At 70.0% G+C, this 14,915-nt stretch carries 10 protein-coding genes; 2 read left to right on the top strand and 8 right to left on the bottom strand.

The genetic code is table 11. The features are described 5' to 3' along the window. Window positions 1–22 precede the first annotated feature (22 nt). Window positions 23–1,819, bottom strand: coding sequence for a DUF885 domain-containing protein (locus ASC65_RS06995; protein ID WP_082525933.1), 1,797 nt, complete (start codon window positions 1,817–1,819; stop codon window positions 23–25). Window positions 1,820–1,961: 142 nt separating this feature from the next. Between ASC65_RS06995 and ASC65_RS06990 the strand changes: the two genes are divergently transcribed. Next, on the top strand, window positions 1,962–2,312 hold the full coding sequence (locus tag ASC65_RS06990; RefSeq protein WP_056450997.1) for a hypothetical protein: 351 nt from the start codon (window positions 1,962–1,964) through the stop codon (window positions 2,310–2,312). On the opposite strand, the gene ASC65_RS06985 is transcribed toward ASC65_RS06990, so the two are convergent. From ASC65_RS06985 to ASC65_RS06960, 6 genes are all read right to left on the bottom strand, one after another. Next, window positions 2,309–4,141, bottom strand: a complete 1,833-nt coding sequence (locus tag ASC65_RS06985) for a M61 family metallopeptidase (RefSeq protein ID WP_056450994.1) — start codon at window positions 4,139–4,141, stop codon at window positions 2,309–2,311. The two genes, ASC65_RS06990 and ASC65_RS06985, sit on opposite strands and share 4 nt — an antisense overlap. An 80-nt stretch (window positions 4,142–4,221) precedes the next feature. Then, window positions 4,222–6,267 (bottom strand): cell cycle histidine kinase CckA, encoded by a 2,046-nt coding sequence (gene cckA, locus ASC65_RS06980; RefSeq protein ID WP_056450991.1) that lies wholly within the window; start codon window positions 6,265–6,267, stop codon window positions 4,222–4,224. A gap of 115 nt (window positions 6,268–6,382) precedes the next feature. Beyond that, a complete protein-coding gene (locus tag ASC65_RS06975) occupies window positions 6,383–7,474 on the bottom strand; it encodes a Glu/Leu/Phe/Val family dehydrogenase (RefSeq protein ID WP_056451433.1) in 1,092 nt (363 codons plus the stop codon). Between the two features lie 88 nt (window positions 7,475–7,562). Next, window positions 7,563–8,573: an alpha/beta fold hydrolase gene (locus ASC65_RS06970; protein ID WP_056450988.1), complete on the bottom strand. Its 1,011-nt coding sequence runs from the start codon at window positions 8,571–8,573 to the stop codon at window positions 7,563–7,565. Continuing rightward, complete coding sequence (locus ASC65_RS06965) at window positions 8,570–9,199, bottom strand: uracil-DNA glycosylase family protein (RefSeq protein ID WP_056450985.1); 630 nt, start codon at window positions 9,197–9,199, stop codon at window positions 8,570–8,572. The genes ASC65_RS06970 and ASC65_RS06965 overlap by 4 nt, the downstream gene beginning before the upstream one ends. Next, window positions 9,183–9,500 carry a DUF3253 domain-containing protein gene (locus ASC65_RS06960; protein WP_056450984.1) on the bottom strand — a complete coding sequence of 106 codons (318 nt, stop codon included), beginning with the start codon at window positions 9,498–9,500 and terminating at the stop codon, window positions 9,183–9,185. Before ASC65_RS06960 ends, ASC65_RS06965 begins: the two co-directional genes overlap by 17 nt. 48 nt (window positions 9,501–9,548) lie before the next feature. On the opposite strand from ASC65_RS06960, the gene ASC65_RS06955 reads away from it, so the two are divergent. Further along, the gene (locus tag ASC65_RS06955) at window positions 9,549–9,983 is read left to right on the top strand and encodes a PaaI family thioesterase (RefSeq protein WP_056451431.1); all 435 of its coding nucleotides are present in this window, start codon (window positions 9,549–9,551) and stop codon (window positions 9,981–9,983) included. A 1-nt stretch (window position 9,984) separates the two neighbouring features. On the opposite strand, the gene ASC65_RS06950 is transcribed toward ASC65_RS06955, so the two are convergent. Then, complete coding sequence (locus ASC65_RS06950) at window positions 9,985–14,913, bottom strand: Ig-like domain-containing protein (RefSeq protein WP_056450981.1); 4,929 nt, start codon at window positions 14,911–14,913, stop codon at window positions 9,985–9,987. Between the last annotated feature and the right edge of the window lie 2 nt (window positions 14,914–14,915).

Raw genomic sequence — 14,915 nt, 5'->3', positions numbered from 1 at the left:
CCTCGCCTCGCCCCAGCCCCCGTCAGGCCTTCATCAGCTGCTCGAGCACCGCCAACGGCAGCGAGCCGTTGACCAGCACCTTGTCGTGGAACGCCCGGAGGTCGAAGCCCGGCTTCGCCCCGGCCTCGGCCCGCAAACGAGCGATGACCGTGTGGCCGATCTTGTACGAGCAGGCCTGGGCCGGCATGGCGCAGTAGCGGTTGATCTCGCTGTTGGCGGCGTTGATCGGCTTGGCGCCCGAGGCGGCCATGTATTCCACCGCCTGCTCGCGGCTCCACCGCTTGTGGTGAAGCCCGGTGTCGACGACCAGGCGCACGGCGCGGAACAGGTAGGACATCAGGAAACCGACGCGGCCCAGCGGGTCGTCGGCGTAGGCGTGCAGGTCGTCGGCTGCGACCGCCTCGGCGTACAGGGCCCAGCCCTCATTGTAGGCCGAGAAGCCGTTGGCCCGGCGCCAGGCCGGCAGGGACTCGGTCTCGCGCTGCAGGGCGACCTGCAGGTGATGGCCCGGCGAGGCCTCGTGATAGGTCAGGGTCGGGAGGGCGAATTTCGGCCAGTTCGCCGTGTCCCGCAGGTTGATGTAGTAGGCGCCCGGCCGCGACCCATCCAGCGGCGGGCCCTGGTAGTAGCCGCCCGGCGCGCCGGACTCGATCGCGGGCGGGACGCGCCGCACCTCGACCTTGGAGCGCGGCAGACGGCCGAACATCTGCGGCAGGCGGGGCTCCAGGGCGGCGACCTGGCGGTTCAGGCTCTCGATCAGGGCGATCTTGCCCTCGTCCGTATTGGGCCACAGCTGGGCCGGATCCTTGTTCAGGGCGTCGATGCGCTCGCCGACCGTGCCCTGGGTCATGCCCTGGGACTTCAGGATGGTATCAATCTCGGCGCTGATCGCCGCCACCTGCTCCAGGCCGACGGCGTGCACCTCGTCCGGCGTCATGTTGGTGGTGGTCCAGTATTTCAGGCCATGGGCGTAGAAGGCCTCGCCCTCCGGCAGACGCCACACGCCGGCGTCGTGCACGGCGGTCGGCCGCAGGCGTTCGAAGGCCTCGATCTGATAGCCCAGCGACGGCTTGACCTCGGCGTCGATCATCCGGGCGGCGCGCTCGCCATAGCCGGTCAGGCCCAACGCGTTCGCCTTGCGCTCCAGCGTCTTGACCATGGCCATGTCGGCGGCCGGCTGGTCGCGCAGGGCCTTCAGCTGGCGCAAGGTCAAGTCGATCATGAAGTCCGGCGGGACCACGCCCTTGTCGGCGTCGCGTCGGATACGGTCAGACTCGGCGTCGAGATTGGGCCCGAAGGCCGACAGGCGAGCCAGGAAGGCTTCCGCCCCGTCGCGATCCTCGACCCGATGCTGGGTGTCCATGAAGTCCGGGACGGTGAAGTAGGCCCCGGTCATCTGATTGACGAGGTAGGGGCCCATCCGACCGCCGTCGATCGCCGCGCCGTAATCAAACTTCGCCCCCGACGCGGCCGTCTCGGCGCGGAAGGAAGCGACAGCCAGATTGACGGCGCCCGCGTCGCTCAGCCCCGTGCGGTCGAAGGCCGCCAGAGCAGCCTGCCGGTTGCGGGCGGTCGAGCGATCGACCATCCACGCTTCCCAACTGCGGTCGCTCAGCTTCGACGACAGGCCGACCCGATCCCCGCGATCGAGCCCCAGGTTGGTCGCCGTCTCGGGCGAACTGTCGACGTCCTCGTCGAACCAGCCGTTGAGCAGGGCGTCCAGACGCGCGTCGGCTCCGTTGCGGGCCAGGGCCGGCCCGGCGGCGGCCAGGCTCGCGCCTGCGGCGGCGGTCAGCAGCAATCTGCGGCGATCGATCATCTTGGAAGCTCCCTCGAGACGGACAGCGTGGACCGGATGGCGCCGCTTCGACAAGCCGTCAGCTTCCGTGGGGTTGATGGAACAGCGAATTGCCGACAGGGTCGCGCCGAGGGGGAAGGCCATGCGAACAACCAATCGATTGATGCGCCTGAGCGCCCTGGTCGCGGCGGCCCTGGTCACCGCCGGCTGCACCACCGATCCGGAATTCTGGGACGCGGTGGCCCTGGGCCTGGACGAAGCCGCCTACGACATCGCCCGGGAAAACGCCGGCTGTTACTGGGCGCCGCCGCCAGGCGTCCCGGGCGGCGCCACCCAGCGCTACTGCCCGGGCGACTACGGCTATCGCGACATCGGACCCCTGCCCGCCTCCTACTACCGCGACCCGCATCGCGACGGCCGCCGCGACGACCGGGGCGGCCGCGGCGACCGGGGTCGCGACGACAACCGCGGCGGCGGTCGACGCGGCGACAAGGGCGTCGGCGGAAAGCGCTAGCGGCCCAGCCACGCCTCGCGGAAGGCCAGCTGTTCGGGCGTGGCCTCAACGCCGGTGGTCTCGACGCGGACCAGCTGCTTCGTCGGGTCCTGCACCAGGCGCAGCTCGGCGCTGCGCTCGCGGCCGCGCTGGATGAAGCGGATCTCGACCTTGTCGCCCGGCCGGGCGCGGGCCAGAGCGCGGCTCCAGTCATCCGGGCTGTCGATGCGGGCGCCGCCGAGCGAGACGATCTCGTCGCCGCGACCGAGCCCCGCCTCGTAGAGGGGCATGCCGGGGATGTCGTCCGAGGCCAGGGTGACGACCTTGTCGGCAACGTCCAGGCGCGCCCGTCCGGCCCAGGCCTTGCCCGGATTTTTCGGCTGCAGCAGCACCCCCGCCTGCGCCAGCAACGGGGCGAAGTCCGGCAGTTCGCTGCGCTCGATCGAGGCGGCGAAGAAGGCGTCGGCGAAGCGGGGGTCGCCCGTGACCTCGCCCAGACCAATGCGCAGGTCATCCGGCGTATAGGGCCGGCCGGTCATCCCGTGCTTCTTCCACATGTGCCGCATGTAGCTGTCGAGGGTGATCCCCTCGAACCGGTCGCGCAGCGTCAGGTCCAGGCCCAGGGCGATCACCGCGCCGTACGGATAGTAGGAGGTGAAGATGTTCGGGTTGTTCGGGTCGATCGAGGCCGCGGCGTCCACGAAGGGCGCGCGCAGGCTCATCTCCTGCGGCGAGCCGAAGGCGCGGGCCGGGGTGTTGAGGATGCCGCTGAGCTGACCGCCCATGGCGCCCAGGAACTCGTCGACGCTCGACACGCCGGCGCGGCGAATGGCCAGCGGCCCGTAGTAGTTGGTGAAGCCCTCGGCGAACCACAGCGACGGCGTCGGATTGGCGCGGGTGAAGTCGAACGGCTCCAGCTCGCGCGGACGGATGCGCTCGACGTTCCAGGCGTGGAAGAACTCGTGGCTGAGGGTGCCGATCTGGCCGTATTTGGCCTCGGCCAGGGTGCTGTTGTCGGCGATCACCGTCGAGTTGCGGTGCTCCATGCCGTCGCCGTCACCCCACGGCAGGTAGTCGGCCAGGAAGGTGTAGGTCCCGTAGTCGAAATCGGGGGCGTCGCCGAAGATGGCGATCTGCGCGTCGACCACCCTGCGCGCGCGGGCGGCGAACTCGTCGGCCTCGGCCTCCGTGCCGGTGTGGTGCAGGGCGATGCGGACGGTGCGCTCGACGCCGTTGTCGTCGATGCTCCACTCCCGCATCGTCAGGTCGGCCAGCTCGGTCGGACTGTCCATCAGGTACTGCAGGTTCGGGGCGGTGAAGACCTGCGGATCGCCGGTCGGGGCCAACTGGGTGGCGATCGTCCAGCTCGGGTCGGAGGGCCGGAAGCGCACGGTGACCGGACGCTCGTCATAGCCGCGCGCCCACATCAGCGTCGCCGGCATGTTGAGATGGGCGTGGTCCGGATTGATCTGGGCGTAGGTGCCGTCGCCCCGATCGCCGAACAGGGTGTAGGTGATGGCGACCGTCCCGTCGTGGCCGCCGACGGTCCATCCGTAGGGATCGGTGCGGTCGACGCTCAGCGGCCGGCCGGCGCCGTCGACGGCGCTGACCGAAGAGACGTTCTTGGCGAACTCGTGGACGGCGTAGCGGCCCGGCGACGAGCGGGACATCTCGAAGCGGACCGGAGCGCGGCCCAGGTCGCGATAGGTGACGGTGATGCGCGCCTCATGGTGGGCCGCGTTCTCGAAGCTCAGGTCGTATTCGACGGGCGGACCCGATTGCTGGGCCAGGGCCGGAGCGGCGACGAGGCCGAGCGAAAGGGCGGCCAGTCCGGCGATTGCGAGCTTCATGTACGGGGTCCCCTCGGTGTGTCGGGGCGGACCGTGGCGCGCAGCGCCAAGCCTGGCAAGTGAACGATCAGTCAGGCTGTTCAGCCGGCGCGGAGTTCCTGCTTCACGCGCTCGGCCAGGGTCTTGATGTCCAGCGGCTTGGGCAGGAAGGACACCCCGACCTCGTCCTGCAGCAGGTCCGAGAAGTCGCTCTCGGCATAGCCTGAGATGAACATGACCGGCGCATCGCCCAGGAACGGCCGCGCCTTCTTCAGCAGCGACGGACCGTCGAGGCCGGGCATGATCACGTCCGAGATCATCATGTCGATCGTCCCGGCGTGCTCCTCGGCCAGCTCCAGCGCCTCCTCGCCGTCGGCCGCCTCGATCACCTCATAGCCGCGCTGGCGGAGCAGGCGGGCGGCGATGCCGCGCACGGCGGCCTCGTCCTCGACGAACAGGATGCGACCGGCGCCGGACAAATCGCGCGGCGCCTTGGCGACCTTCTCGACCACCGGCGTCTCGGCCAGTTCGGCCTCGGCCGCCTCGGGCAGGAAGATGCGGAAGGCCGCGCCGGCGCCCTCGATGTTGCCGACGTTGATGTGGCCGCCGGCCTGCTCGACGATGCCGTAGACGGTGGCCAGGCCCATGCCGGTGCCCTCGTTCACCGCCTTGGTGGTGAAGAAGGGCTCGAAGATCTTGTCGAGGATTTCCGGCGGCACGCCCGGCCCCGTGTCGGACACCTCAATCAGGGCCACGGCTTCGGTCGAGGGATGGGCCCAGCCCATCTGCTGGGCCTGGTCGCGGGTCAGGCGGCGGGTCTTGATGGTGACCACGCCCGCGCCCGGCTCGACAACGCCCCGCATGGCGTCGCGGGCGTTGACGGCCAGGTTCATGACCGCGGTCTCGAGCTGGCTCTTGTCGGCCAGCACCACCGGCAGGTCGCGGCCGTAGTCGGTCTCGAGACGAACGTCTTCGCGCAGCAGGCGGCGCAGCAGGACGGCGAACTCGCCGACCAGTTCGCCGAGGTCGAGCCGCTCGCGGCGCACCGTCGACTTGCGCGAGAAGGCCAGCAGCTTGCGCACCAGGTCGGCGGCGCGGATGGCGGTCTGGCGGATCTCGTTGAGGCCCTCATAGGAGGGGTCGCCGACCGGGTGGCGCTCCAGCAGGCCCGACAGCTGCAGCTGGATGGCGGTCAGCAGGTTGTTGAAGTCGTGCGCCACGCCGCCGGCCAGTTGACCCACGGCCTGCATCTTCTGGGCCTGCGACAGCTGCAGCTCCATCGACTTCTGGGCCGAGACGTCGAACAGCCAGATGCGGCATTTGCCGGCTTCCGGGGCGACGTACAGGTGCAGCATGCGGTCCGGATGGGCGCGGGCGACCAGCTCGATCGGACCTGAGGAGCCGGCGGCCAGCTTGGCGCGGGCCTCCTGCACGCCGTTGGGCTCGAACAGATGGCCGAAGGCGGCGTCGCGGGCGGCGGCCGGGCCGGTCAGCACCGACAGGGCGGCGTTGGCCTCCTCGACCTTGCCCCCGAACAGGTCGGCGGCGTCGATCACCGCCGAGCCGAACGGCGCGCCGGCGGCCATGGCGCGGCTCTCGGCGGCGTTGGACGAAACCACGGGAGCCTGGCCGTTGCCCACCACCGGCAGGGCGGCTTCGGGCGCGGCGCGGACCAGGAAGCGGCCCTCGCCGGCCTGGCCGATCAGGACCTCCTGCTCGCGGTCGCCGATGACCACGATGGCCCGGCCCTGCTCCCCGGCGCGCGCCTGGGCGAAGGCCATGTAGAGGGCCGAGGCCGACCGGCCCTTGGGCAGGGCGGTGGTGGCGCCGTTGCTCTCGGCCCAGGCGGCGTTGAAGGCCAGCACCTGACCGGACGACCAGACCAGGGCGGCGGGCTCGGCCATGGCGTCGAGCAGTTCGACGGTGTGGTCGCCCAGCGGCCTGCGGGTCTCGTGGCTTCGAGCGAAGGCGAACAGGCCGATCAGGGCCACGGCGCCGACGGTGAAGATCAGCACCAGGCCGGGCGCGCTGGTCGGATCCGAGCGGAAGGCCGGATAGGCCAGGGCTCCGACCGCGACGATGAAGCCGATCGCCATGACGATCAGCAACGGGTCGAAGGATGCCCTCTTGGATGCGTTCGCGGTCATGGCGCCTCGGCCCGAATCAAGATGGGCGGCCCGATCATGGAACTTAAGGGGCCCGGGCGCGAATCCTTGAGCCGCAAAGAAAAACGCCCCCTCCGGCGGAGGGGGCGTCTCGGGATCAGGCGGCCTTGCCGAGCGGGCTCTTGGCGTCGCGGGCCGCATTGATGCGGGCCTCGGCGATGGCGTCTGCGATCTGGTGGGTAGGACGCTTCTCGACGTCCGAACGCTCCAGGACCTCTTCCAGCGTCTCCATCAGGCGCGACAGCTTGGCTTCGACCCAGGCCGGGTCGTAGGCGCTGTTGGTCTGGCGGGCCAGCAGCTCGGAGGCGACGTTGATGATGCCGCCGCCGTTGACGACGTAGTCGGGGGCGTAGAGCACGCCGCGCTCGAACAGGATCTGACCGATGTCCGGGGTGGCCAGCTGGTTGTTGGCGGCGCCGACCACAGCCTTGACCGTCAGGCGGTCCAGGGTCTGCGGGTTCAGCGTCGCACCCAGGGCGCAAGGGGCGTAGATGTCGGCCTTGACGTCATAAATGGCGTCCGGGGCGACGATCTCGGCGCCGGTGCGCGAGGCGACCTCGGCAAGAAGGGCCGTGTTGACGTCGGTCATGACCAGCTTGGCGCCGGCGGCGTGCAGCTTGTCGGCGAGGTAGCCGCCGACGTGGCCGATGCCCTGCAGGGCGATGGTCAGGCCGGTCAGGTCGTCCTGCTTCCACAGGCGGCGGGCGACGGTCAGGGTCGAGCGGTAGACGCCCTCAGCGGTCACCGGCGACGGGTCGCCCGAGGCTTCCGGGCCGTCCGACAGGCCGAGCACGTACGGGGTGGCCTTGCGGGCCTCGGCGATGTCGGCGACCGACACGCCGACGTCTTCAGCGGCGTAGTAGCGGCCGCCCAGGGTGCCGACGGCCTCGCCGAAGGCGCGGAACAGCTCGGGGGTCTTCTGGGTGCGGCTGTCGCCGATGATGACCGACTTCCCGCCGCCCATCTCGAGATCGGCGACCGCATTCTTGTAGCTCATGCCCTTCGACAGGCGCAGCACGTCCTCGAGCGCTTCGGCGCTGGAGGCGTAGTTCCACATGCGCGTGCCGCCGACGGCCGGGCCGCGGGCGGTCGAGTGGACCGCGATGATTGCGCGAAGGCCGGTCTTTTCATCAAAGACCGCGTGAACGCCTTCGTGATTCGCGAAGGACGGAGAATCGAACAGCGTCATGCCCATATGCGGCCACTCCCGAGGTAGTTTTTTGTTGCGCGGGGTACTACGCCCCGCCGCTTAACACCGCAAGCATGGCGCTTTCACGTCAGCGGGAAGACGCTCTCGTGAGCGCTGGCAAGACCGGAGCAGCGCCGGACGGCAAAGGCGCGGCCGCGTCGCGGAGCCAGGCCTCGACGTCGCGGTACACGGTCTCGGCCTGCAGGTCGCGGTTCAGGATGTGCCAGCCGTCCGGATAGAAGCCGGTGCGGAAGCCCGGCCGATCGCCCGCCGATTCGAGCGCCTGCCGCATGGCGTCCTTCTGGATGACATTGTCGTGGCCGCCGTACAGCAGGAGCGTCGGCGCCCGCATCGCGCCCAGCCGGGTCGAGGCCGTCTCCATCAGGTCGACCAGGCCGTAGAGGGCGTCGAAGCGGGTGGAGACCAGGCTGTTCGGGTCGCGCCCGTTGCGCAACAGCTCCAGCCGATTGTCCGAGGCCGGGCGATCGCGCACCGCCCATTCAGGGGTCTCGACGGCCTTGTCGCCGGCTGTCCGGGCGGCGATCCACAGCCCGGCGGAGTTAACCGGCCCCTGGGCCGACCAGCCCCAGACCGCTGGGGCGAGCAGGATGACGCGATCCGCGGCCGGCGGGCTGCCGGACGAGAAGGCCGCCACCGTCACCGCCCCGCCCATGCTCTCGCCGGCCACGGCGATCAGCGCATGCGGATGGCGCGCCCGGGCGAGGGCGACGGCGGTGCGCAGGTCGTCGACCATGCGATCCTCGCCGGCCCACAGGCCGCGGCCGGGGGCCTCGCCGAAGCCGCGCTGGTCGATGGCCCAGGTCTCGATGCCCCGCTCGGCCCACCAGGGTCCGGCCAATCGGAACGACGCGCGGCTGTCGTTCATGCCGTGCAGGCCGATGATCACCGCCCAGGGCTCGCCCTCGGCGGGCGCCCAGCGCGCCAGCGGCAGGCGCGCGCCGTCGTCCATGACCAGCGCCATGGCCTCCACCGACGGCCCGGCGAAACCGGGCGGCGGGGTCAGCGGCGGCTGGACCGCGGGCGTGGCGCAGGCGGCCAGCAGCAGGAGCGAGGACAGGGCGACAAGGACGCGCTTCATGATGCGAGGATGCCACGCACCCGTTCACGGAGGTAGGGCAATACCTCAGCCTCGAACCACGGATTGCGCTTGAGCCAGGCGGTGTTGCGCCATGACGGGTGCGGCATCGGCAGGATGTCCGGCGCATACTCCCGCCAGGCCCGCACGGTGTCGGTCATATCGCGCTTGGCCCGGTCGCCCAGGGCCCAGACCTGGGCGTAGCCGCCGACCAGCAGGGTCAGCTCGACCTGCGGCAGCTCGGCCAGCAGCTGCGGCCGCCACAGTTCGGCGCATTTGCGCGGCGGCGGATAGTCCCCGCCGCTCCTTCCGTCTTTCTGGGGCGCCGTGCCGGGATAGCAGAAGGCCTGGGCCGCCACGCCGAGGCGTCTGTCGGCGTAGAAGGTCGCGTAGTCGACCCCCATCCAGTCGCGCAGCCGGTCGCCCGACGGATCGGTGAACGGCCGGCCGCTCTCGTGCACCCGCCGGCCCGGCGCCTGGCCGCAGATCAACAACCGCGTCTCGGGGAAGACATGGATGACCGGGCGCGGGGCGTGCGGCAGCTGGCCGAGGCAGGCCCGGCAAGCGCGGATGTCGGCAAGGACCTGGTCCAGCCCCGCCGAGTCAGCGGTCTCAGAAGTCGTCGTCATCCACCGGCTTGGGCGGCAGCGCCGCCAGCGCCGCGGCGGTCTCGGCGTCGGTCGGCAGCCGCAGGCGGATGACGCCCTTGAAGCTGTTCGGATCGACGGGCTTGCCCTTCTTCGTGATGGTCAACTTGCCCTGACGCATCAGGCCGAGCGCGCAGGCGCGGACCTTGGGCAGCATGCGTTGCCACTGTTCCGGCTGCAGCTCCTTGGCCACGTCGGACGGCTCGATGCTCTTGCCGCCGACGCCCTTGGGGTCGGCCTTGGCCAATTTTTCGAAGATGGCGGTTTCGATGGGGTCGCTCATCGGGCCTATATGCTGCATTGCGGGATCAGAAAGAAGGCGGAGTTCGAGATGGTTGCGAAAGTCACGGTAACCGAGGGCGAGTTCGCCGGCTGGCAGATGTACGACCTGCACGGCACCTTCGACACGGTGGTCGGGCCGTTCTTCTTCAAGCCGGACCCCGACGGACGCATGCGCTGCGCCTTCCGGGCCGAGCAGAAGCACATGAACGCGGGCGACCGGATGCACGGCGGCTGCCTGATGACCTTCGCCGACATCTCGCTGTTCCAGACCGCCTACCAGGAAATGGAGGGAGCCTCGGGCGTGACCGTGTCGCTGGATTCGACCTTCATCGACGGCGCCTATGTCGGCGAACTGGTCGAGGCCACCGGCGAGGTGGTCCGCGCCGGCAAGAGCCTGATCTTCGTGCGCGGCCAGATCAACGCCGGAGACAGGATCCTGATGACCTTCTCCGGCGTGATCCGAAAGTTCACGAAGCGGGCCTGATTCAGCCCAGCGGGTCCCACGGATCCAACCCGCCGATCGGCCCATGGTGCTCGACGTGCAGGGCCAGACCGCCCGGCTGGTCGGCGAACAGGGCCGAGGCGAAGGCCGGCGCCGCGCTGGGCAGGACCATCGGGCTGAGATCCTTGTCCGCGAGCAGCGGCGCCGCCGAACCCATGGCTCCCAGGGCGACGACCGCGCCATTGCCGAACCGGACGTTGGTGACGTCGAACAGCAGGTCGACCCCGTCGCGGCCGGCGACCAGGTCGGTGACCCGCCACTGCCCGCCGCCGAGCGACTCGAACTGATATTCCGCCTGGACGCCGCTCAGCACCGCGACATCGGCGCCGCCGGCGCCGAAGAGGGTGTCGTTGCCTGCGCCGCCCTTGAAGGTGTCATTGCCCGCGCCGCCGCGGATGACGTTGTTCAGGGCGTTTCCGGTCCCGACGAAATTGCCGGCGCCGGTGTAGGTCAGGTTCTCGACGTTGGCGCCCAGCGTATAGGCGGCCAGCACCGTCTCGATGGTGTCGGTCCCCTCGCCGGCCAGCTCGACCACCGTGTCAGCCACGGTCAGGATGTAGGTGTCGTCGCCCAGGCCGCCCTGGAGCTGGTTGGACACGCCCGAGCCGCCGATCAGGACGTCGTTGCCGCCCATGCCCAGCAGGGTGTCACGGCCTAGCCCGCCGGTGAGCACATTGGACCCGCCGTCCCCGACAAGCAGGTCGTCGAAGGCCGAGCCGGTCAGGTTCTCGATGCCGACCAGGACGTCTGTGGCGCCGTCGCCATCGTTCAGGGCCGCTCCGGCGTTCAGGCGTACATCGACCTTGGCGGCCGCATTGGCGTAGCTGGCGGTATCCGTCCCGCCGCCGCCGACCAGCCGATCGACGCCGCCACGCCCGTGCAGGACATCCGCCCCGCTTCCGCCGGTGATGACATTCGCCTCGGCGTTGCCGATGCCGGTGAAGCCGCCGGTCCCGGTGAAGGTCAGGGCCTCGATGTTGGCGCGCAGGGTGTAGGTGGCCAGGGTCGTCTGGACCGTATCGAAGCCCTCGCCCGCCAGTTCGACGATGGTGTCGCCGCCCGCCACGATCACATAGGTGTCGTCGCCCAGACCCCCGTACAACTCGTCCGCCGCGCCCGGTCCGCCGATCAGGATGTCGTTGCCCGCGTAGCCGAGCAGAAGGTCACGCCCCTCGCCGCCGGTGATGACGTTGTTGGAGGCGTTGCCGGCCCCGGTGAAGCCCCCCGTCCCGGTGAAGGTCAGGTTCTCGACCTCGGCGCCCAGCTTGAAGTTGTTCAGGCTGGTTTCGACCGTGTCGATTCCCTCGCCGGCTAGTTCGATGATCGAGTCGCCGACCGCCGCGACCACATAGCGGTCGTTGCCGCGACCGCCCTGCATCTGGTTGGCCAGGCCCGCGCCGCCGATCAGCACGTCGTCTCCGTCCATGCCCAGCAAGGTGTCGCGACCGTCGCCGCCGCTCAGGATGTTGGCCCCGGCGTCCCCGACAAGCAGGTCGTTGAAGGCCGAGCCGGTCACGTTCTCGATCCCGGTCAGCACGTCGGTTGCGCCGTCGCCGTCGTTGCGAGCCGTCCCCGTGACGCCGAGGCGCACGTCGACCGCGCCGGCCGCCTGGGCGTAGCTGGCGGTGTCGGAGCCCGGTCCGCCGCTGAGGTAGTCGATGCCGCCGCGGCCCGACAGGATGTCGTCGCCGGTCCCGCCCGCCAGGTGGTTCGAGCCCGCATTGCCGACGCCGGTGAAATTCCCGGCGCCGGTGTAGGTCAGGTTCTCGACATTGGCGCCGAGGGTGAAGCTGGCCAGCGTCGTTTCGACCGTGTCGGTTCCCTCGCCCGCGAGCTCGACGATGACGTCGCCGACGGCCGAGACGACATAGGTGTCGTCGCCCGCCCCGCCGAACATCTCATTGGCCGCGCCGGCGCCGCCTATCAGGATGTCGTTTCCGGCCAGGCCAATCAGCAGGTCGGCCCCGATCCCGCCGGAGATCAGGTTGTTGGCGGTGTTGCCGGTCCCGATGAAGGCCGCCGAGCCGGTGTAGAACAGGTTCTCGACGTTGGCCGCCAGGGTGAGGTTGGTCAGGGTGGTGACCACCGCGTCCGTGCCCTGGCCCGCCAGTTCGACGATCGAGTCAGCGACGGTCAGGATGTAGGTGTCGTTGCCGAGGCCGCCGTACAGCTCGTTGGCCGCGCCGGCGCCGCCGCGCAGGATGTCGTTGCCGCCGTTCCCGATCAGCACGTCATAGCCGGCGCCGCCGGTGATTTCGTCGCCGTAGGCGGTGCCGCTCAGGACGCCCGACCCGGTGATCACCGTGCCGTCCTGGCCGTTGACGGTAATGGTCAGGCTCGCCGTCGAGGTCTGCCCGACGGAGTCCGTGACCGTATAGGTGAAGGTGTCGGTGACCACCTGGCCCTGCAGCAGGGTCCGGGCCGCCGCGCTCGGCGTGAAGACGTAGGCTCCGTTGGCCTGAACCACCAGCGTGCCCCAGGTCCCGACGACCGGCTGGCCGACATTGGCGGCCACGCCCGCGACGGCGGTGACGCTCAGGGCTCCGCCGTTCTGGGCGAAGTCGTTGGCCAGGAGGCCGCCGGCGGCGCCGACGGACAGCGGCGTTGTTTCGTCCGTGCCGCCCGCGTCGGCCGCAGCCCCCGTGCCCGCCGCCACGTCGAAGCTGACGGTCCGCGGCGCGCTCGACGCCGTCCCGTCGCTGACGAGGTAGCGGAACGACGCCGTGCCGGTGAAGCCGGGGGTCGGATTGAAGGTGAAGGCGCCGGTGGCGGCGTTGATGCTGACCGTCCCGTTCAGGGCCGAACCGCCGACCAACTGGTAGCTGAAGGCGTTGCCGTCCGGATCGACCGCCGCACCCAGCGTCCCCGTGACCGGCTGGCCCGGTACGGCCTGCGCCCCGATGCTGTCGGAGCCGGTCACGACCGGCGCGTCGTTGACCGGGTTCGCCTCGCCCGGGTCCCAGGCGGCGACGGCGGCGTTGATGGCGGCGATCTCGCCCGCGGTCAGGCCGGTGGCGGCCTCGGCCCGGTTCAGGGCCAGCAGGTCGCGGAATTGTTGGTTCTGAGGAGGGGCGTTGAACTTCAGCGCCACGCCCAACCAGAAGTAGGCGTCTTCCGGCGAGGCGCCGACGCCCTCGCCGTCCAGGTAGCGGCGTCCCAAGGCGTAGGCGGCCTCCATCTGGCCCATCATCGCGGCCTTGAGGAAGCCCTCGACGGCCGCGGCCTTGTCGATCGGCGCGCCGTAGCCGAGGTGATCAAGGATCGCCAGCCGATAGATGGCGTCCTTGTTGGTCGGCAGGCTCTCGAGCAGTTCGCGGGCCCGGCCGTAGTCGCGCTCGCCGCCCTCGCCGGAGGTGTAAAGCCGCGACAGCATCAAACGGGCGTCGGGGACGGTGTTCGCGGCCAGCTCCAGGAACTGACGCTCGAGCGCCTTGTTCAGGGTGACGCCGTTGATCCCCGAACCCAGCCAGGTGGCGTAGTGGTAGGCGGCGTTCGGGTCGCCGGCGTAAGCGAGCTGGGTCGTGTAGAATACCCAGTTATTCATGTCGCCGGGGATCAGATACTGGTTCACCACCGTCTCGAAGGCCGGCAGGGCGGGCGCCGTCCCGGCCGCGTGGACGGTCAGAGTGACGGTCTTCTCCCCGCTGTCCACATGGCCGTCGGTGACGCGGTAGCGGAACGAGGCCGGGCCGGTGAAGCCCGCCGTCGGGGTGAAGACGTAGTGGCCGCTGCGGGCGTCCAGCACCAGCGTCCCGCCCACGACCGAGCCGTCGACCAGCTCGAAGGTCAGGGCGTCGCCGTCGATGTCCGTGCCCTTGAACAGGGTGAAATCGAACGCCTCGCCGGCCGCGATGTTGACGTTCTCCGGCCGGGTCGAGATCAGCGGCGCATCATTGATGCCGCCGATGTAGACGATGACGCTGATCGGCGGGGAGGTCGTGACCCCGTCGCTCACGGTATAGCGGAACGTCGCCGCGCCGACGGAATCGGTAGGGCCGTAATAGTTCGCCGGCGGCGTGAAGACGAAGGCGCCGGTGGCCGGATCGATGCTCACCGTGCCGTTGCGCGCCGAGCCGCCGACCAGGGTGTAGGTGGCGTTGGCCGGGTCGATGCCGCCGTAGCCGTCGAGGGTCCCCGTCGCGGGGGCGTCCTCCAGGCCGTAGTGGATCTCGGGGTTCAGGCCGCTGACGCCCACCGGCGTCGCCGGGGTCTGGGTGCGGACGGTGATGTTGGCCAGATCGAGGAAGCCGGTCGGGGCGTTGTCCGGATCGGGGTTCAGCACCACCAGGTGAAGCGTGGCGTCGACCCGGGACAGCGTCTGCTGCAGATCGAACGGCTGATAGCGGTCAGCCCAGTCGCCCTCGAAGGTTTCGTAGTTGCCGGCGTAGGTCCAGTCGGCCGGATCGCTGCTGATGCGCAGGGTGACGGTCGACCAGTCGTCGGTCACCTGACCCATCATGTCGCCGCCGGTGTTGGCCCAGTTGGTGACCTGAAGCCCGACGTAGAAATTCTCCATCAGCCCGGTCTCGGGCACGTAGCGGCACAGCCAGATGGCCAGCTTGCCGCCATTCGCGAGGAAGTCCGTGCCGCGCACAGTCATCTCGAACTCGGCGTCGACCAAGTTCAGGACGCCCGGCGAACCCTGGGTCGGGGTCGACAGATGGGCGACCAGCCAGATGGCTCCCACGCCGTCGATGTGGTTGGCGTCGAGCGCGCCGGGCGCCTGCAGGCGGGTGAACTGCTCATAGGTCCCGCCCGGTTCGTTCACCACCGCCGGCGGCAACCACGTCGTCCAGGGCCCCAGGCCGTATGTGAAATCCCAGCTGTAGACGTTCGGCGGAGGGAAGACGGCGTCCTGCGGCTCGTCCGGGTTCACCGGCGCGTCGATCGGCAAGATATTCGAGGCAACCATAC

Source organism: Brevundimonas sp. Root1279 (genome assembly GCF_001425945.1).
Lineage (GTDB): Bacteria > Pseudomonadota > Alphaproteobacteria > Caulobacterales > Caulobacteraceae > Brevundimonas.
Note: the sequence above shows the minus strand (reverse complement) of the source record. Positions and strands in the feature narration are given on the sequence as shown.

Excerpts from the sequence above, each read along its gene's own strand:
- ASC65_RS06955 (WP_056451431.1), top strand. The coding sequence starts at position 9,549 with ATGGTTGCGAAAGTCACGGTAACCGAGGGCGAGTTCGCCGGCTGGCAG.
- cckA (WP_056450991.1), bottom strand. The coding sequence starts at position 6,267 with ATGACCGCGAACGCATCCAAGAGGGCATCCTTCGACCCGTTGCTGATC.
- ASC65_RS06975 (WP_056451433.1), bottom strand. The coding sequence starts at position 7,474 with ATGACGCTGTTCGATTCTCCGTCCTTCGCGAATCACGAAGGCGTTCAC.
- ASC65_RS06990 (WP_056450997.1), top strand. The coding sequence starts at position 1,962 with ATGCGCCTGAGCGCCCTGGTCGCGGCGGCCCTGGTCACCGCCGGCTGC.
- ASC65_RS06995 (WP_082525933.1), bottom strand. The coding sequence starts at position 1,819 with ATGATCGATCGCCGCAGATTGCTGCTGACCGCCGCCGCAGGCGCGAGC.
- ASC65_RS06970 (WP_056450988.1), bottom strand. The coding sequence starts at position 8,573 with ATGAAGCGCGTCCTTGTCGCCCTGTCCTCGCTCCTGCTGCTGGCCGCC.
- ASC65_RS06965 (WP_056450985.1), bottom strand. The coding sequence starts at position 9,199 with ATGACGACGACTTCTGAGACCGCTGACTCGGCGGGGCTGGACCAGGTC.
- ASC65_RS06960 (WP_056450984.1), bottom strand. The coding sequence starts at position 9,500 with ATGAGCGACCCCATCGAAACCGCCATCTTCGAAAAATTGGCCAAGGCC.
- ASC65_RS06950 (WP_056450981.1), bottom strand. The coding sequence starts at position 14,913 with ATGGTTGCCTCGAATATCTTGCCGATCGACGCGCCGGTGAACCCGGAC.
- ASC65_RS06985 (WP_056450994.1), bottom strand. The coding sequence starts at position 4,141 with ATGAAGCTCGCAATCGCCGGACTGGCCGCCCTTTCGCTCGGCCTCGTC.